We start from the raw sequence: 16681 nt of genomic DNA on the forward strand, positions 1-16681 counted from the left end.
CGACGACGGCACCTATCTGATCGCCCCGTCGGAACGGCGCATAGGAAAAGGGCCGCCGGATCGTCTCCGGCGGCCCTTTTGCCGACATTGCCGTTGCCGGCGTTACTGGTCGAGGAAGCTGCGCATCTTGCGGCTGCGGCTCGGGTGCTTGAGCTTGCGCAGCGCCTTCGCCTCGATCTGGCGGATGCGTTCGCGCGTCACGCTGAACTGCTGGCCGACCTCTTCGAGCGTGTGGTCGGTGTTCATGCCGATGCCGAAGCGCATGCGCAGCACGCGTTCCTCGCGCGGGGTGAGGCTGGCGAGGACGCGGGTGACCGTTTCCTTGAGGTTCGCCTGGATCGCCGCGTCGACCGGGATCACCGCATTCTTGTCCTCGATGAAATCGCCGAGGTGCGAATCCTCCTCGTCGCCGATCGGCGTTTCGAGGCTGATCGGCTCCTTGGCGATCTTCATCACCTTACGGACCTTTTCGAGCGGCATCGACAGCCGCTCGGCCATTTCCTCCGGCGTCGGCTCGCGGCCCTGCTCGTGGAGGAACTGGCGGCTGGTGCGGACCAGCTTGTTGATCGTCTCGATCATATGCACCGGGATGCGGATCGTGCGCGCCTGATCGGCGATCGAGCGGGTGATCGCCTGGCGGATCCACCAGGTCGCATAGGTGCTGAACTTGTAGCCGCGACGATATTCGAACTTATCGACCGCCTTCATCAGGCCGATATTGCCCTCCTGGATGAGATCCAGGAATTGCAGGCCGCGGTTGGTGTATTTCTTGGCGATCGAGATGACGAGCCGCAGGTTCGCCTCGACCATCTCCTTCTTGGCGATGCGCGCCTCGCGCTCCGCCTTCTGCACCATGTTGACAATGCGGCGGAATTCGGTGAGCGCCATGCCGGTCTGCTGCGAAATCTCGCTGATCTCGCCGCGGATGCGGTCGACCGCATCGGCCTCGTTGGTGGCGAAGGCAGTCCATTTCTTGTCGAGCTTGCCGACCGACTGCAGCCAGGTGTCGTCCATCTCGTGGCCGACGTAACGGTCGAGAAAGTCCTTGCGGCTGACCTTGTGGCGCTCGGCGAGGCGCAGCATCTGGCCGCCCAGCGCGGTCAGGCGCCGGTTGAAGGCATAGAGCTGGTCGACGAGATATTCGATCTTGGCATTGTGGAACTGGACGCTCTCGACCTCGGCGGTGAGGTCCTCGCGCAGCTTCTGGTATTTGCGCTCGTCTGCGGCGGACAGCTCGCCGCCGGCCTGCATCGCGTCGAGGCGCGCCTGCTGGATTTTGCTGAACTTCTTGTAGAGCGCGGTGATGTTGGCGAACCGCTCGAGCGCCTGCGGCTTGAGCGTCTCCTCCATCTGCGCGAGGCTGAGCGTATTGTCCTCATCCTCGTCGTCGGACGGACGCGGGGTGCGGCTCTCCCCCGATTCATCGTCCTCGTCGGCCGACGGCTCCTCGGGCTCTTCCTCTTCCTTGAAACTGGCGCCGGCGGTCTTCTCGCTGATCTCGCCCGATTCATCGTCCTCGGCACCCTCGACCTGCTCGGCCGACGGACCCTTGGACAGCATCGCGTCGAGATCGAGGATCTCGCGCAGCTGCATCGTGCCCTCGTTGAGCGCGGTCGACCAGTCGATGATCGCGTTGAAGGTGATCGGCGACTCGCACAGGCCGAGGATCATCGTGTCGCGACCCGCCTCGATCCGCTTGGCGATGGCGATCTCGCCCTCGCGGCTGAGCAGCTCGACCGCACCCATCTCGCGCAGGTACATGCGGACCGGATCGTCGGTACGATCGACGGTCTCTTTCTTCTTCGTTTCGAGCGCGGGCGCGGCGGAACCGTCGCCGTCGGCCTCGACGGGCTCGGCCTCGTCGTCCTCGGCCTGCTCCTTGTCGTCGCCGTCCTCGCCGGCTTCCTCGTTCTCGACGATGTTGACGCCCATCTCGTTCAGCGCGGACATGATGTCCTCGAGTTGGTCGGACGACATCTGATCCTGGGGCAGCGCCTCGTTGAGCTGGTCGTAGGTGATGTAGCCGCGCTTCTTGGCGCGGGCGACCAGCTTCTTGATATCGGCGTCATTGAGGTCGATCAGCGGCGCGTCGGTCACGTCCGCACCCTCATCGCCACCGTTACCGTTAACCTTCGCCATCAATTACCCTCGGATCCAAACGATCGGGCGTCTTCGTTCGACTGCACCAGATTTGCAAGTCGAAGCTCCAAGCCCTGTTTCTCTTTCACCAACGCCACTTGTCGTTCGAACGCCTCGGCGGTGAAGTGCGCCTGCATCGAGGCGGTCGCTTCGCCGAGCGCCATGTCCACTTCGGGGCGCGCCACCATGATGGCGATCGCTTCGTCGAGGTCGGCACGGGCGCGGGCGGGGTCGCCGCCGCTTTGCGTGAACGAATAGGGCATCGTATCGGCTCTCAACAAATCGCTTGCGATCGCATCAAAACCGGATTTCGCCAATATGGTGCGCAGACGCGCGCTATCAAGCGCCTGGTCCTCCAGCGCGACGTCGACCACCGCCTCGAACAATCGGCCGAGCGCGCCGCCGATCAGCTTGAGGCTGCCGAGCACCTCCATGTGCCGCGCGATCTCGACCGGGTGGCGGATCAGCCCGGCGAGGATCGCCTTGGCGATGACCGGGTCGATGCCGGCGGCGTGGAACGCCTTCACGTCCTCGGTCGGCGGCGCGATCGGCTGTTTCCACTGGCCGTCGGGGCCACGCTTGCCCTGCGCGCGCGGGGCGGCGGGGGTGAAGGCGCGGCGCTTGGGCGCGAAATGCTCGTAGAAGCGGTTCTTGAACTCGTTCTCATATTCCTTGCGTACCGACGGGTCGGCGATCGTCGCGGCGAGTTCGTGCAGCCGCTGCTTGAGCCCGGCGCGCTGTTCGGGCGTGTCGAGCGGGCCGGCGGCGACCTCGCTCTGCCACAGGCGCTCCACCAGAGGTTGCGGTTGCTGGAGCAGCGCCTCCATCGCCTGCCGCCCGCCGGACCGGACGAGGTCGTCGGGGTCCTGCCCTTCGGGCAGTGTGACGAAGGCGAGGCTGCGGCCGTTGCCGAGCATCGGCATCGCGCGGTGCGCGGCGCGCAACGCCGCCTTCTGCCCGGCGCTGTCGCCGTCGAGGCATAGGATCGGCACGTCGCTGATCCGCCACAGCCGTTCGAGCTGCGCCTCGGTGAGCGCGGTGCCGAGCGGCGCGACGGCGTCGTCGATCCCCGCCTGCGCCAGCGCGATCACGTCCATATAGCCCTCGACGACGAGGATGCGCGCGGACTTGCGCGCGGCGGGAGCGGCGCGATCGAGATTGTAGAGCGTCCGGCCCTTGTCGAAGAGCGGTGTGTCGGGGGAGTTGAGGTATTTGGGCTCGCCCTCGCCGATGACGCGGCCGCCGAAGGCGATCGTCCGCCCGCGCGCGTCGCGGATCGGGATCATCAGCCGGCCGCGGAACCGGTCGTAGGGCTCCTTGCTGTCGACCTGGATCAGCAGGCCGCATTCGACCAGTGCGGGGTCGCCATAATCCTTGAGCGCGGTCTTCAACTTGCCGCGGCTGTCGGGCGAGAACCCCATGCCGAAGGCGCGGGCGGTTGCCGGCGTGATGCCGCGCTTGGCGAGCACCGCGCGCGCCTCGGCGCCGCCGATGCCGTTCATCTGCTCGGTGAACCAGGTGGCGGCGTCGGCCATCGCCTCGTGCAGGCCCTTGGCACGCTCGGCCTTGGCGGCGGAGGCGCGGTCCTGCGCGGGCATCTCCATGCCGGCGGCCTGCGCGAGTTCCTTGACCGCGTCGATGAAGGGCAGGCCGCGCTGGTCGGTCATCCACTTGATCGCGTCGCCGTGCGCGGAGCACCCGAAGCAGTGATAGAAGCCCTTGTCGTCGTTGACGTAGAAGGACGGCGTCTTCTCGTTATGGAACGGGCAGCAGCCGCGCATCTCGCGGCCGGCCTTTTGCAGCTTGGTCGTCTTGCCGACCAAGGCGGACAACGACGTGCGGGCACGCAGTTCGTCCAGAAAGGCAGGGGAGAGACTCATGCCGTGATTTTACCATGCGCGCTGCGACGGCTTTCGGCAAGCTGGTTTGGGGGTGTTTCGCGCGAAGACGCGAAGACGGTGGCTCGCGCGGAGATGCGGAGGGAAGAAGGATGGTTCACGCGGAGGCGCGGAGGCGCAGAGAGAGAGAAGAAGGTTGGTTCACGCGAAGGCGCGAAGGCGCGAAGGTGTCGTGCGTCGGGGAGGGCGCGCGCGAAAGACGCAAGGTTAGGGAGAGCTGCCGCTCCCCCCACTCGTCATCCCGACGAACGTCGGGACCCATGGACGCGCTGGTGGAGCGATGGCGCGGTACGTCCGGGCTTGCCGCGACCATGGGCCCCGGCGTTCGCCGGGGTGACGAATGAGGGGGCGGCGGCATGCCCACGAGGGCGCCTCCTCTGCGCTCTCTGCGCCTCTGCGCGAACCAACCTTCTTCTCTCCGCGCTTCCGCGTGAACCTCTTCGCGGCTTCGCGTCTTCGCGTGAACCGAACTTCGCCGAAGCTTCGCGTGGAGGCTTAGGACAAAGCCGCCTTCACCAAACCGCTCGCCTTGCTCATGTCGAGGCTCGCGGCATGGCGTGCCTTCAGTTCGGCCATTACCCGGCCCATGTCCTTCATGCCGGTCGCGCCGAGTTCGTCCTTGATCGCGAGGATGGCGGCGGTGGTGTCCGCCTCGCTCATCTGTGCCGGGAGGAAGCGTTCGATCACCGCGACCTCCGCCTTTTCGGCATCGGCGAGTTCCTGGCGGCCGCCGGTTTCGTACATCGCGATCGATTCGCGGCGCTGCTTGACCATTTTCTGCAGCACCTCGACCACGACGGCATCGTCGTCGGGCGTGCTGCCGCTGGTCCGCAGCTCGATGTCGCGGTTCTTGATGGCGGCCTGTATCAGGCTGATCGCATTGCGCGATTCCTTGTCGCCGGCCTTCATGGCGGTGACCTGGGCGGCCTTGATGTCGTCGCGAATCATGGGGAAGCTCTCGAAGAAACACTGGAAGCGACCGAGCCTAGCGGAGGAACGGCCGCCCGTGAACCGGTTGACCTGAGGGGGGCAGGGGTCTAGCGGGCGCCTCTTAGCGACATAGACGAAATCTGTAGGAGTGCCCGCCAAGCCATGGCCGACGCCAAGCCCATTGCCATGCCCGCAAAGCCTGACGGCGCGACGGGCGTTCTGGTCCTCGCCAACGGCGAGGTGGCCTGGGGCCGCGGCTTCGGGGCGGAAGGCGCCGCGGTCGGCGAGGTGTGCTTCCACACCGCGATGACCGGTTATCAGGAGATCATGACCGACCCGAGTTTCGCCGGGCAGATTATCACCTTCACCTTCCCGCATATCGGCAACGTCGGCGCCAATCCCGACGATGTCGAGGCGGACGCGCCGCACGCGCTCGGCATGATCGTCCGCGAGGACGTGACCGCGCCGTCCAACTTCCGCAGCGTCGAGCGGCTCGACGGCTGGATGCAGCGCCACGCGCGGATCGGCCTCGCCGGGATCGACACGCGCGCGCTGACCCGCCGAATCCGGTCGGGCGGGGCGCCCAACGGCGTCGTCGCGCATTCGGCGAGCGGCGAGTTCGACCTCGACGCATTGCTGGCGATGGCACAGGGCTGGCCGGGGCTGGAGGGGATGGACCTCGCCAAGGAGGTCTCCACCGCGACGCATTACGCCTGGGGCGAAAGCCGCGAGGGCGGGCCGTGGCGGCTCGGCTTCGGTTATGACCGCGACGGTGCCGGCGAAGGCGCCCGTCCGCACGTCGTCGCGATCGATTACGGCAGCAAGCACAACATCTTCCGCAACCTCGTCCAGGCCGGTGCGAAGGTCACCGTGCTGCCCGCCGCGGCGACGTTCGACGAGGTGATGGCGCTCGGCCCCGACGGCATCTTCCTGTCCAACGGCCCCGGCGATCCCGCCGCGACCGGGGACTATGCGGTGCCGGTGATCCGGCAACTGCTCGACACCGGCACGCCGTTGTTCGGCATCTGCCTCGGCCATCAGTTGCTCGGCCTTGCGGTCGGCGCGACGACGACCAAGATGTTCCAGGGTCATCGCGGCGCCAACCATCCGGTCAAGCGCCTGTCCGACGGCGCGGTCGAGATCACCAGCATGAATCACGGCTTCGCGGTGGAACGCGACAGCCTGCCCGCCAACGTCCGCGAGACGCACGTGTCGCTGTTCGACGGCTCGAACGCGGGGCTCGAGCTGACCGACCGGCCGGCATTCTCGGTGCAATATCACCCGGAGGCGTCGCCGGGGCCGCAGGACAGCCTGTATCTTTTCGAGCGGTTCGTCGGGTCGCTCGGACGGGATGCACAGTGAGCGTGTTGCTCGCGCTTGCCATGCATAGCGCGATGCCGATGTCGTCCCCGTCTGCGAAAGTCATCGCCGCTCGGTTGGATGCCATAGCCAAGACTTGCGGCGTCCCACGCCGATGGCTCGGACAGCGCGGCCGAGAAATCGTCTTCAAGGGGCCACCGGATGGTGATCCGGCGAAGCTCGAATGTGTGTTGAAGAAGATGAGTGCGATGATCGACGCGGCGAACCGCGGGATCGGCGACGCACCTACTCCGAAAGAAGACTGATGCCCAAACGCACCGACATCTCCTCCATCCTCGTGATCGGCGCGGGACCGATCGTCATCGGGCAGGCGTGCGAGTTCGATTATTCGGGCACGCAGGCGATCAAGGCCCTGAAGGAAGAGGGCTATCGCATCGTCCTGGTCAATTCGAACCCAGCGACGATCATGACCGACCCCGAGCTGGCCGACGCCACCTATGTCGAGCCGATCACGCCCGCGGTGGTCGCCAAGATCATCGAGAAGGAGCGGCCCGACGCGGTCCTGCCGACGATGGGCGGGCAGACCGCGCTCAACACCGCGCTGGCGCTGTTCCACGACGGCACGCTGGAGAAGTTCGGCGTGCAGATGATTGGTGCCGACGCCGAGGCGATCGACAAGGCCGAGGACCGGCTGAAGTTCAAGGACGCGATGACCAAGATCGGGCTCAACAGCGCCCGCTCGGCGATCGCGCATACCGTCGAGGAGGCGCTGGCGGGGCTCGAGGTCACCGGGCTGCCGGCGATCATCCGGCCGAGCTTCACGATGGGCGGCTCGGGCGGCGGCGTCGTCTACAACCGCTCCGAATTCGTCGAGATGGTCCGCAAGGGCCTCGACGCGTCGCCGACCACCGAGGTGCTGATCGAAGAATCGCTCCTCGGCTGGAAGGAGTATGAGATGGAGGTGGTGCGCGACCGCAAGGACAATTGCATCATCATCTGCTCGATCGAGAATGTCGATCCGATGGGCGTCCATACCGGCGATTCGATCACCGTCGCGCCCGCGCTGACGCTGACCGACAAGGAATATCAGATCATGCGCAACGCATCGATCGCGGTGCTCCGGGAGATCGGCGTCGAGACCGGCGGCTCCAACGTCCAGTTCGCGGTCAATCCGAAGGACGGGCGCCTCGTCGTCATCGAGATGAACCCGCGCGTGTCGCGGTCGTCGGCACTCGCGTCGAAGGCGACCGGCTTCCCGATCGCCAAGGTCGCCGCCAAGCTGGCGGTCGGCTACACGCTCGACGAGATCGAGAACGACATCACCGGCGCGACGCCGGCGTCGTTCGAGCCGACGATCGACTATGTCGTCACCAAGATCCCGCGCTTCGCCTTCGAGAAGTTCAAGGGCGCGGAAGCCGTGCTGTCGACCGCGATGAAGTCGGTCGGCGAGGTGATGGCGATCGGCCGCAACATCCACGAATCGATGCAGAAGGCGCTGCGCGGGCTGGAGACCGGCCTGTCCGGCTTCAACGCGGTCGAGCGCCTGGTCGGCGCGCCGCGCGCGGAGATCGAGGCGGCGCTGGCCGTCGCCACGCCGGACCGGCTGCTGGTCGCGGCGCAGGCTCTGCGCGAGGGCTTCACCGTCGCCGAGGTGCATGCGATCGCCAAGTTCGATCCGTGGTTCCTCGAACGGCTCGCCGAGATCGTCGCCGCGGAGGACGAGGTCAGCACCAACGGCCTGCCGATCGAGGCGGTCGGGCTGCGCCGGCTGAAGGCGATGGGGTTCAGCGACAAGCGTCTGGCCTATCTGGCGCTTCAGTCGGCCAATCTGCGCGGCAATGCGCGCGGCATCGCGCGCGGTTCGGGGCTGATCCACGACGCGGTAGTCGCGATGACCGGCGGCGTCACCGAAGACGAGGTGCGCAGCCTGCGCCACCGGCTCGGCGTGCGTCCGGTGTTCAAGCGGATCGACACCTGCGCGGCGGAGTTCGACGCCAAGACGCCCTATATGTACTCGACCTACGAGGCGCCGAGCTTCGGCGAGCCCGAGGACGAGAGCATGCCGTCGGATCGCCGCAAGGTAGTGATCCTGGGCGGCGGCCCGAACCGGATCGGGCAGGGCATCGAATTCGACTATTGCTGCTGCCACGCCTGTTTCGCGCTGGCGGACGTCGGTTACGAGACGATCATGATCAACTGCAACCCGGAGACGGTGAGCACCGATTACGACACGTCCGACCGCCTGTATTTCGAACCGCTGACCGCCGAGGACGTGCTGGAGATCCTGCACGTCGAGCAGAGCCGCGGCGAACTGGTCGGGGTGATCGTCCAGTTCGGCGGGCAGACGCCGCTCAACCTCGCGCGGGCGCTGGAGAAGGCGGGGATCCCGATCCTCGGCACCAGCCCGGATGCGATCGACCTGGCGGAGGACCGCGAGCGGTTTGCGGCGCTGGTCAACAAGCTGCGCCTCAAGCAGCCGGCGAACGGCCTCGCGCGCAGCCGCGACGAGGCGGTCGCGGCGGCGGAGCGGATCGGCTACCCGGTGCTGATGCGGCCGAGCTACGTGCTGGGCGGGCGGGCGATGGAGATCGTCGATTCGCTCCAGCAGCTCGACGATTACATCCAGACCGCGGTGCAGGTGTCGGGCGATTCGCCGGTGCTGATCGATCAATATCTGCGCGACGCGATCGAGGTCGACGTCGATGCGATCTGCGACGGCGAGGATGTCGTCGTCGCCGGCCTGCTGCAGCATATCGAGGAGGCGGGCGTCCATTCGGGCGACAGCGCCTGTTCGATCCCGCCGTATTCGCTGACCCCCGAGACGATCGCCGAGATCGAGCGGCAGACGGTGGCGCTGGCGCATGCCCTGTCGGTCAAGGGGCTGATGAACATCCAGTTCGCGGTCAAGGACGGCGAGGTCTATCTGATCGAGGTCAATCCGCGTGCGTCGCGCACCGTGCCGTTCGTTGCCAAGGCGATCGGCGTACCGATCGCCAAGATCGCCAGCCGGGTGATGGCGGGCGAGAAGCTGAAGGACCTGCCGCCGATCGACCGCCACATCGATTATTATGCGGTCAAGGAAGCGGTGTTCCCGTTCAACCGCTTCCCCGGCATCGATCCGGTGCTGTCACCCGAGATGAAGAGCACCGGCGAGGTGATGGGGATCGACCCCGATTTCACCACCGCCTTCGCCAAGTCGCAGCTCGGTGCGGGCACGGTGCTGCCGACCGGCGGCACGGCGTTCGTCAGCGTCAAGAGCGGCGACAAGCCGCATATCGTGCCGGCGGTGAAGTCGTTGCTCGCGCATGGCTTCAAGGTGCTCGCGACCGGCGGCACCGCCGATTATCTCGAAACCGTCGGGCTGACGGTGGAAAAGGTGAACAAGGTGGCACAGGGCCGGCCGCACATCCTCGACCGGATCATGGACGGCGAGGTGACGCTGATCTTCAACACCACCGAGGGGTGGCAGAGCCTGAAGGATTCGAAGCCGATCCGGCAGGCGGCGCTGGCGCAGAAGATTCCGTATTTCACCACCGCGCCCGCCAGCGTGCAGGCGGCGGCGGCAATCGGGGTCACGTCCCTTGAAGTACGGCCGTTGCAATCCTACTATTCGCAGTCGCACAACTGATCCCGACATAATGACGTGATGTGCGGGGCGGCCTCTCGATAGGTGCGCCGCGGGGTATGAGTGAATTGGGGACGTAGATATGGCGACCGTCGAAAAGATGCCGATGCTCCAGGAGGGCTATGACACGCTCGTCGCGGACCTGAAGCGTCTGAAAGCCGAGCGTCCCCTGATCGTGGACGCGATCGAGGAAGCGCGGGCGCACGGCGATCTGTCCGAAAACGCCGAATATCATGCGGCCAAGGAACAGCAGGGCCAGAACGAGGCGACGATCAGCGATATCGAGGACAAATTGTCCCGCGCGCAGATCATCGATCCGCTGGAGCTGTCGGGCGACAAGGTGGTGTTCGGCGCGACGGTGACGCTGCTCGACGACGACGACAAGCCGGTGAAATACCAGATCGTCGGCCAGACCGAGGCGAACGCCAAGACCGGGCGCATCTCGTACAATTCGCCGCTGGGCCGTGCGCTGATCGGGCGCCGGGTGGACGACGAGGTCGAGGTGTCGGTGCCGGCGGGCGATCGCTATTACGTGGTGTCGAAGGTCGAGTTCATCTGATCTGAGTCGCGCGGGCAGGGGGCCGGGCGGTGTAGGGGCGTTGTTTCATACGACGCCGGGCGCCGTATCCTCCCCCTCCGTCAGGCCTGCGGCCTGCCACCTCCCCCTGGCGGGGGAGGACTTTTTCGTGTGCTACTCTTTCGTCATCCCGGCGGAGGCCGGGATCCATGGATACGATGCCATCGGCGTGGGCGCGCCTCACGTATGTTCCGTTCGCGTGGGTCCCGGATTTCGCCGGGATGACGAGTGAAAGGGGGTCTGCCCCTCTTAAATGACGTCATCCCCGCGAAGGCGGGAATCCATAAACGCTGACGTAGCGATAGGGGTCGCAAGGTCCGCGTGTCTGGATTCCGGCCTGCGCGGCGATGGCGATCATCGTTAGAATCCGAAGGAGCCTAAACCGCCCCGCGCCTCACGCCGTCGGCGGGGTCAGCAGTTCCGGCTCGAGCAGGCGGTGCAGGTGGACGACGACGAACTTCATCTCGGCGTCGTCGACGGTGCGCTGCGCGTTGGCGCGCCAAGCCTTTTCGGCGCTGGCATAATCGGCGAAGATACCGACGACCTCGAGCTTCGACGGGTCGGCGAATTCGAGGGTGCGGGGGTCCTTGACGCGGCCGCCGAAGACGAGGTGGAGCTTGCTCATGCGCGTATCCCGGGTGTGAGGGTCAAGCCCGACGCCCTAGCGTGTTGCGCTGCGATATTGAACCCCCGACGCCATATGCCGCCGCCGGGGGCTCCGGCGGCGGCGAGGGGCGTCAGCCCTTGTTGGCGGCGGTCTTCACCGCGGCCGAGCCGGCGGTGGTCGCCGCCTTGGCGAGGCCCTGGAACAGCGACTTGACCTGATCCTTGGCCGCGTCCTTCGACAGGCCGGCATTCTGCAGCTCGCCGGTGCCGGCTTCGCGTGCCGCCTGGATCGCACCGCGGGCGCGCTCGCCGAGCGTGCGGCCGAGCGGCGCGAGCAATTCCTTCTCCTTCTCCGAACGCGGGATCAGCGCGCCGGCGAGCGCGCCGATGGCGAGTCCGCCCGCGACGATGGCGAGCGGATTGTGCTCGACGGCGTCGGCGGTGCGGCGGGCGGCGTCGGTCGCGACGTGCTTGGCATCGTCGATACGGGCGTGGATGTCGTGATTGTCGGTCATGCGTCTATCCTTCGTGCGGGGGCGCTATGCGTCGGTACGGGGTCAGTCCTGCGGGCCGAGACCGGGTTCGTGGTCGCGGTGGCCGGGCTTGTGCTTGGGTTTGCGGCGGAACAGCGCAGCGATGCGATGGCGGGCGAGGAACAGGCCGGCGACCGCGGTCGCGCCGGCGACCGCACCGGGGTTGCGCACCGCGGTGTTGAGGCTGGCCTGCGCCGCCGCGCCACCCTTGTCGGTGAACTCACGCGCCGCCTGCAACGCGAGCGCGCGCGGGTTGAGCCGGACCTGCAACTTGCCGAGCGTCGCGTTCAGCCGTTCGCGCGCGGCGAGTGCCTCGGCTTCCGCCTCGGCGAGCCGCACCGTCGGGAGCTGCGCGGTCATCGCGGCGTGCCCGGTGCGAGCCGGCCCTTGCCGATGATCGCCAGCACCGCGGCGATCGCGAACACGGCGATCACCACCGCGGCGGTGGCGAGGCCGGGGCCGATCAGCGTCGCCAGGCTGAGGATCAGCCCGACGAGCAAGGCGATTAGCCCGGCGAGCGCCAGCACCGCGGCGACGACGAAGAAGACCACGGCGTTCTTGTAAGCGCTGGCGCGCTCGCCGACGCGCGCCTTGACCAATGCCACCTCGGCACCGGCAAGACCGCGCGCGTCATCGACGAGCTGCGTGACGAGCGTCGCGATGCTCTCGTCCTCGGTCATCGGCTGGATCGTCGCCATGGAGCCGATCAGGCCTTGTTGCCGTCGATACCGGACTGGACGAGGCGGGCGACCGCAAAGCCCAAAGCGGCAGCGACGCCGACCGCGACGCCGGGGCTCTTGCGGACGAACTCGCGTGCCTCGTCGAGCAGCTCCTCGGTGTCCTTGCCCTTGAGCTGTTCGGCGAAATTGGACACCGCACCGGCGGCGGTGCGGGCATAGTCGCCATATTGCGCGCCGAGCTTGTCGTCGACCTGCTGCGCGGCGTCGTTGATCAGCGTCGACAACTGGTCGAGCCCGCCGACCGCGCGTTCCTTGCCGGTATCGGCGAGGGTGCGGATCTTGTCGGTCGCCTGCGCGCCGTATTTGGACGAATAGTCCTTCACCGTCTGCTTGGCCTGATCGGTCTTGCTCGCGCCGGCGTCGATGACGTCCGCGGCGGTCGTGTCGCCGTCGGTGACGGTCGTGAAATCGGTATCGGCCATGGCTCACCCTTTCCTATGTTCGACACGCTCAACCCCGGCCCAAGGGACGCGGTTCCCTCGTCGTCGCGGAGATTGCCGCGACCCCACCGGCGCGGTAGAGCGCGCGCATCACGCCCCAGAGGTAGGAGCATCGTTACGTGACCGCAATCATCGACATCCATGGCCGCCAGATCCTCGACAGCCGGGGCAACCCGACGGTGGAGGTCGACGTGCTGCTGGAGGACGGCAGCTTCGGCCGCGCCGCGGTGCCGTCGGGCGCCTCGACCGGCGCGCACGAGGCGGTCGAGAAGCGGGACGGCGACAAGAGTCGCTGGGGCGGCAAGGGCGTCGACGAGGCGATCGAGGCCGTCAACGGCGAGCTGGTCGAGGCGCTGCTCGGTCTCGACGCGGAGGATCAGGCCGATCTCGACGCGGCGATGATCGAACTCGACGGCACCGAGAACAAGGGCCGGCTGGGCGCCAATGCGATCCTGGGCATCAGCCTCGCCACCGCCAAGGCGGCGGCGGAAGCGCGCGGCATGCCGCTCTATAAGTACGTCGGCGGGGTTTCGGCGCACGTTCTGCCGGTGCCGATGATGAACATCATCAACGGCGGCGAACATGCCGACAATCCGATCGACTTCCAGGAATTCATGATCGTGCCGGTCGGCGCGGCGAACATCGTCGAGGCGGTGCGCTGCGGCTCGGAAATCTTCCATACGCTGAAGAAGGCGCTGCACGACAAGGGGCTGGCGACCGGCGTCGGCGACGAGGGCGGCTTCGCGCCGAACATCGCCTCGACCGACGAGGCGCTGGGCTTCATCATGCAGAGCATCGAGAAGGCGGGCTATACGCCGGGCGACGACGTGATGCTGGCGCTCGATTGCGCCGCGACCGAATTCTACAAGGACGGCCGCTACGATATCTCGGGCGAGGGCAAGGTGCTGGAGAGCGGCGCGATGGCCGAATATCTCGCCGACCTGACCCGCCGCTACCCGATCTTCTCGATCGAGGACGGCATGAGCGAGGACGATTGGGAGGGCTGGAAGGCGCTCACCGACCTGATCGGCGACAAGGTGCAGCTGGTCGGCGATGATCTGTTCGTCACCAACCCCAAGCGGTTGAAGCGCGGGATCGAAGGCGGCTATGCCAATTCGCTGCTGGTGAAGGTCAACCAGATCGGCACGCTGACCGAGACGCTGGAGGCGGTGACGATGGCGCAGCGCGCGCGCTACACCGCGGTGATGAGTCATCGTTCGGGCGAAACCGAGGATGCGACGATCGCCGATCTCGCGGTCGCGACCAATTGCGGGCAGATCAAGACCGGCTCGCTGGCGCGATCGGACCGGCTCGCCAAGTACAACCAGCTCATCCGCATCGAGGAAGAGCTTGGCGATTCGGCACGTTATGCCGGTCGTGACGTTCTGAGGGCTTGATCCGGCACGAACGTCGGGCGAGGATGCAGGGCATGGCGGCACGCGGACAGAGACCATCGGCTTTCGCCCGGACGATGCGCCGGGCGGCGCTGCCGGCGCTGGGGCTGACGATCATGGCGTTCTTCGGCGCCTATGCGGTGCTCGGGCCCAACGGCATCCTCGCCTATGGCGATTACAAGAAGCAATTGGTGCGGCGCGAGAAGCAATTCGCCACGCTGGACCAGAAACGCGCGGTGCTGAAGAACCGGGTGGCGCTGCTCGACCCGGATCACGCCAACCCGGATATGGTCGACGAGATGGTCCGCAAGGAACTGAACGTCGCGCACCCCGACGAGGTGATCGTCCCGCTGAAGTGATCGTCCATTTCTTTGTCGGCGGCGAGGTCAGTCGCATATGCGCGTCCGTATAGTTCGGACAATTCTTAGACCGATGCCGTCACCCCGGCCTTGTGCCGGGGTCCCGCTTCTTCGGACGGTAAGAAGAAGCGGGATGCCGGATCACGTCCGGCATGACGGGAATGGGAATTGCCATCGTAACATTCGATCGGCCGTAAGACATAGTCGCCTCCGCGACGGGAGGATTGCCGTTCATTCGCTGACGTGGCCGGGTCCCAGATCGGCGTCGCCGCCTTTCGGCCGGCCTTCGCCGCCGGTGACGGGATAGCCGTCGCCGGTCGCGGCGTCGGAATCGAAATCCTCGCCGGGATTGCCGCCGCCGGCGCCGCTGCCGCTGCCGTGGACCTCGCCGGTGTGCGGGTCGAACGAGGCGCGGCGGCCGTTGTCGGGCGGGATCGCCGGGTCGTGCGGCGGAGCGGGGTCGCCGGGGCGGGCGGCGACGGTGCCGCTGGGGCGTTGCGCGCCCAGCGCGGCTTCGCGGTCGGCGTTATATTCCTGACCGGAATGGCCGTCGGCGCGGTCGAACGGATTGGCGGCGGGATCGCGTTCGGGATCGGCCTTGGTGGCGCGGGGGGTATCGGACATGGGGACCTCCTGATCTCTCCGCATAGCAACGCCCGGCGCTCCGCGCGTATCCGCCGACAGTTTCTCTACCGACCGGTATAAAAGCCGTTGACGACCGCCGGAGCCGCTTATATACCGAACAGTATAGAAGATGGCGGCGAGGGATCGCGGCGATCGGATGAAACACCCGGATGCCCTTCGCAGTGCGGCGGCAAAAGGGGTGCAACAAATCGCACGTATCGGTCTGCATCGCCATGGATGCGGAGGGGTGGCGTGCGATGTCGAGAAGGGAGTGACGCCATGGCTTTTCTTGCTTTTGCCGAACCGGGCAACGCCGGTTATGCGCGGGTGAGCGCGCCCGCCGCGCGGCCGGTCGTGGTGTCGGAGGCCGCACCCCAGGTGCAGCGTGCAAAGGAGGAACGGCCGGTGCTGACGGAGCTTGAGCGTTCGGTGATCGGGATCGCACGGCAGGACGGCCTGTCGACGCTGCGTCAGCCGGGCCGGCTGACGCGCTGGGTCGGCCTGGTGTTCGGCGTGCGGATCAGCCCGCAGCTCGCCGACCCCAAGCTCGAGGCGTTGCGCCGGATCGCGGTGCTGAGCTGGAAGCGCGGCTATGCGATCGCCTCGGCCGAGGTGAAGGCGTTCCTGGCGTCGGGCTATTCGCCGGCCTTCTACGAACTGGTGGTCGATACGATCGCCTCGGCACGGCAGGCGGAAGCGCGGCGCGGACGGGCGTGAGTTGAAGGGGGCGCTGCGGCGTCCCTTTTTTTGCCTCTATGGTAGGCCGTCGAGATGCGCGGCTTATTCCGACCGACCAGGCTCCAGCTTTGGCAGACCTATGCTGTACCCCGGCGAAGGCCGGGGCCCAGTTTGGAAAGCCTTTGTAAGTCGTCACAAACCTCCACCCAACTAGGCCCCGGCCTCCGCCGGGGTGCTCTCCTGTTGGTAGCGAGCGATTTTCGCCGTGATTTGTCGGAGTGTTCGGTAGCGGCCGACCTTATGCTTCTCCCGGTGCCCCCACCTCTTACCCGAACAGCGCCGCGATCACGTCGGCGGAATGGACCGGCTTCTCGTAGCGCGGCACGCTGCGGAAGCGATCGTCGATCGTCCACGCGTCATAGCCGGTGACGAACAGGAATCTGGTGCCGGCCGCCGCCAGCAGCGTCGCGACCGGATAGCTCATCTCGCCGTGCAAATTGATATCGAGCACCGCGCCGTCGAGCGGCGGGGCGGTGGCGAGCAGTTCGACCGCGGCGGCGAGCGTGCCGATCGGGCCGACGATCTCTGCGCCGAGGCCGCGCAGATCGCGGGCGAGGTCGTCCGCGACGAGATATTCGTCCTCGACGATCAGGATGCGCCGGCCGCGGAGATCGGTCATGCGCGCGGTCGCTCCGCCGCCGGTCGAGGGGCTGCGGCGGGCGGCGTTCGGCAGGATGTCGAGCAGGCCGGCATATCCGCTGGGCCTAGCATGTTCTTGGTGAAGCGGCGCAACATTCCGCCGCTCCCTGCCGCGGTTC

At 66.8% G+C, this 16681-nt stretch carries 17 protein-coding genes; 7 read left to right on the top strand and 10 right to left on the bottom strand.

Features of this window, described 5'->3' with window-relative positions; translation table 11 throughout:
* Window positions 1–102 precede the first annotated feature (102 nt).
* The 3 genes from rpoD to SFC76_RS00635 all read right to left on the bottom strand — a co-directional run bounded on the left by rpoD (window position 103) and on the right by SFC76_RS00635 (window position 4985).
* Window positions 103–2139 (bottom strand): RNA polymerase sigma factor RpoD, encoded by a 2037-nt coding sequence (gene rpoD / locus SFC76_RS00625; protein ID WP_322847563.1) that lies wholly within the window; start codon window positions 2137–2139, stop codon window positions 103–105.
* Window positions 2139–4019, bottom strand: coding sequence for a DNA primase (gene dnaG / locus SFC76_RS00630; protein ID WP_322847564.1), 1881 nt, complete (start codon window positions 4017–4019; stop codon window positions 2139–2141). Before dnaG ends, rpoD begins: the two co-directional genes overlap by 1 nt.
* Before the next feature lie 513 nt (window positions 4020–4532).
* Complete coding sequence (locus SFC76_RS00635; protein WP_322847565.1) at window positions 4533–4985, bottom strand: GatB/YqeY domain-containing protein; 453 nt, start codon at window positions 4983–4985, stop codon at window positions 4533–4535.
* Between the two features lie 144 nt (window positions 4986–5129).
* Here SFC76_RS00635 and carA point away from each other — a divergent pair, with 144 nt between their 5' ends.
* From carA to greA, 4 genes are all read left to right on the top strand, one after another.
* The gene (gene carA / locus SFC76_RS00640; RefSeq protein ID WP_322847566.1) at window positions 5130–6329 is read left to right on the top strand and encodes a glutamine-hydrolyzing carbamoyl-phosphate synthase small subunit; all 1200 of its coding nucleotides are present in this window, start codon (window positions 5130–5132) and stop codon (window positions 6327–6329) included.
* On the top strand, window positions 6326–6592 hold the full coding sequence (locus SFC76_RS00645; protein ID WP_322847567.1) for a hypothetical protein: 267 nt from the start codon (window positions 6326–6328) through the stop codon (window positions 6590–6592). The genes carA and SFC76_RS00645 overlap by 4 nt, the downstream gene beginning before the upstream one ends.
* Window positions 6592–9915, top strand: coding sequence for a carbamoyl-phosphate synthase large subunit (carB, locus tag SFC76_RS00650; protein ID WP_322847568.1), 3324 nt, complete (start codon window positions 6592–6594; stop codon window positions 9913–9915). Before SFC76_RS00645 ends, carB begins: the two co-directional genes overlap by 1 nt.
* Window positions 9916–9994: 79 nt before the next feature.
* On the top strand, window positions 9995–10471 hold the full coding sequence (gene greA / locus SFC76_RS00655) for a transcription elongation factor GreA (protein ID WP_322847569.1): 477 nt from the start codon (window positions 9995–9997) through the stop codon (window positions 10469–10471).
* A gap of 412 nt (window positions 10472–10883) precedes the next feature.
* Here the strand turns inward: greA and SFC76_RS00660 are convergent, their stop codons facing one another.
* The 5 genes from SFC76_RS00660 to SFC76_RS00680 form a co-directional block, all read right to left on the bottom strand.
* On the bottom strand, window positions 10884–11114 hold the full coding sequence (locus tag SFC76_RS00660) for a DUF4170 domain-containing protein (protein ID WP_322847570.1): 231 nt from the start codon (window positions 11112–11114) through the stop codon (window positions 10884–10886).
* A gap of 112 nt (window positions 11115–11226) precedes the next feature.
* Window positions 11227–11610 (bottom strand): hypothetical protein, encoded by a 384-nt coding sequence (locus tag SFC76_RS00665; protein WP_322847571.1) that lies wholly within the window; start codon window positions 11608–11610, stop codon window positions 11227–11229.
* Between the two features lie 42 nt (window positions 11611–11652).
* The gene (locus tag SFC76_RS00670) at window positions 11653–11988 is read right to left on the bottom strand and encodes a DUF3618 domain-containing protein (RefSeq protein ID WP_322847572.1); all 336 of its coding nucleotides are present in this window, start codon (window positions 11986–11988) and stop codon (window positions 11653–11655) included.
* On the bottom strand, window positions 11985–12326 hold the full coding sequence (locus tag SFC76_RS00675) for a phage holin family protein (RefSeq protein ID WP_322847573.1): 342 nt from the start codon (window positions 12324–12326) through the stop codon (window positions 11985–11987). Before SFC76_RS00675 ends, SFC76_RS00670 begins: the two co-directional genes overlap by 4 nt.
* A gap of 8 nt (window positions 12327–12334) precedes the next feature.
* The gene (locus SFC76_RS00680; protein WP_322847574.1) at window positions 12335–12790 is read right to left on the bottom strand and encodes a hypothetical protein; all 456 of its coding nucleotides are present in this window, start codon (window positions 12788–12790) and stop codon (window positions 12335–12337) included.
* Window positions 12791–12927: 137 nt separating this feature from the next.
* On the opposite strand from SFC76_RS00680, the gene eno reads away from it, so the two are divergent.
* Both eno and SFC76_RS00690 read left to right on the top strand, forming a co-directional pair.
* On the top strand, window positions 12928–14205 hold the full coding sequence (gene eno / locus SFC76_RS00685; protein WP_322847575.1) for a phosphopyruvate hydratase: 1278 nt from the start codon (window positions 12928–12930) through the stop codon (window positions 14203–14205).
* Between the two features lie 74 nt (window positions 14206–14279).
* Window positions 14280–14561 (top strand): septum formation initiator family protein, encoded by a 282-nt coding sequence (locus SFC76_RS00690; RefSeq protein ID WP_322847576.1) that lies wholly within the window; start codon window positions 14280–14282, stop codon window positions 14559–14561.
* A 231-nt stretch (window positions 14562–14792) separates the two neighbouring features.
* Here SFC76_RS00690 and SFC76_RS00695 read toward each other — a convergent pair whose 3' ends face one another.
* Window positions 14793–15185, bottom strand: coding sequence for a hypothetical protein (locus tag SFC76_RS00695; RefSeq protein ID WP_322847577.1), 393 nt, complete (start codon window positions 15183–15185; stop codon window positions 14793–14795).
* A 279-nt stretch (window positions 15186–15464) separates the two neighbouring features.
* Here SFC76_RS00695 and SFC76_RS00700 point away from each other — a divergent pair, with 279 nt between their 5' ends.
* Window positions 15465–15902 (top strand): hypothetical protein, encoded by a 438-nt coding sequence (locus SFC76_RS00700; RefSeq protein WP_322847578.1) that lies wholly within the window; start codon window positions 15465–15467, stop codon window positions 15900–15902.
* A 286-nt stretch (window positions 15903–16188) separates the two neighbouring features.
* On the opposite strand, the gene SFC76_RS00705 is transcribed toward SFC76_RS00700, so the two are convergent.
* Window positions 16189–16542 carry a response regulator gene (locus SFC76_RS00705; RefSeq protein ID WP_322847579.1) on the bottom strand — a complete coding sequence of 118 codons (354 nt, stop codon included), beginning with the start codon at window positions 16540–16542 and terminating at the stop codon, window positions 16189–16191.
* Window positions 16543–16681: the final 139 nt, after the last annotated feature.

This window comes from Sphingomonas sp. CD22, from assembly GCF_034556155.1.
In the GTDB taxonomy this organism is placed as follows: domain Bacteria; phylum Pseudomonadota; class Alphaproteobacteria; order Sphingomonadales; family Sphingomonadaceae; genus Sphingomonas.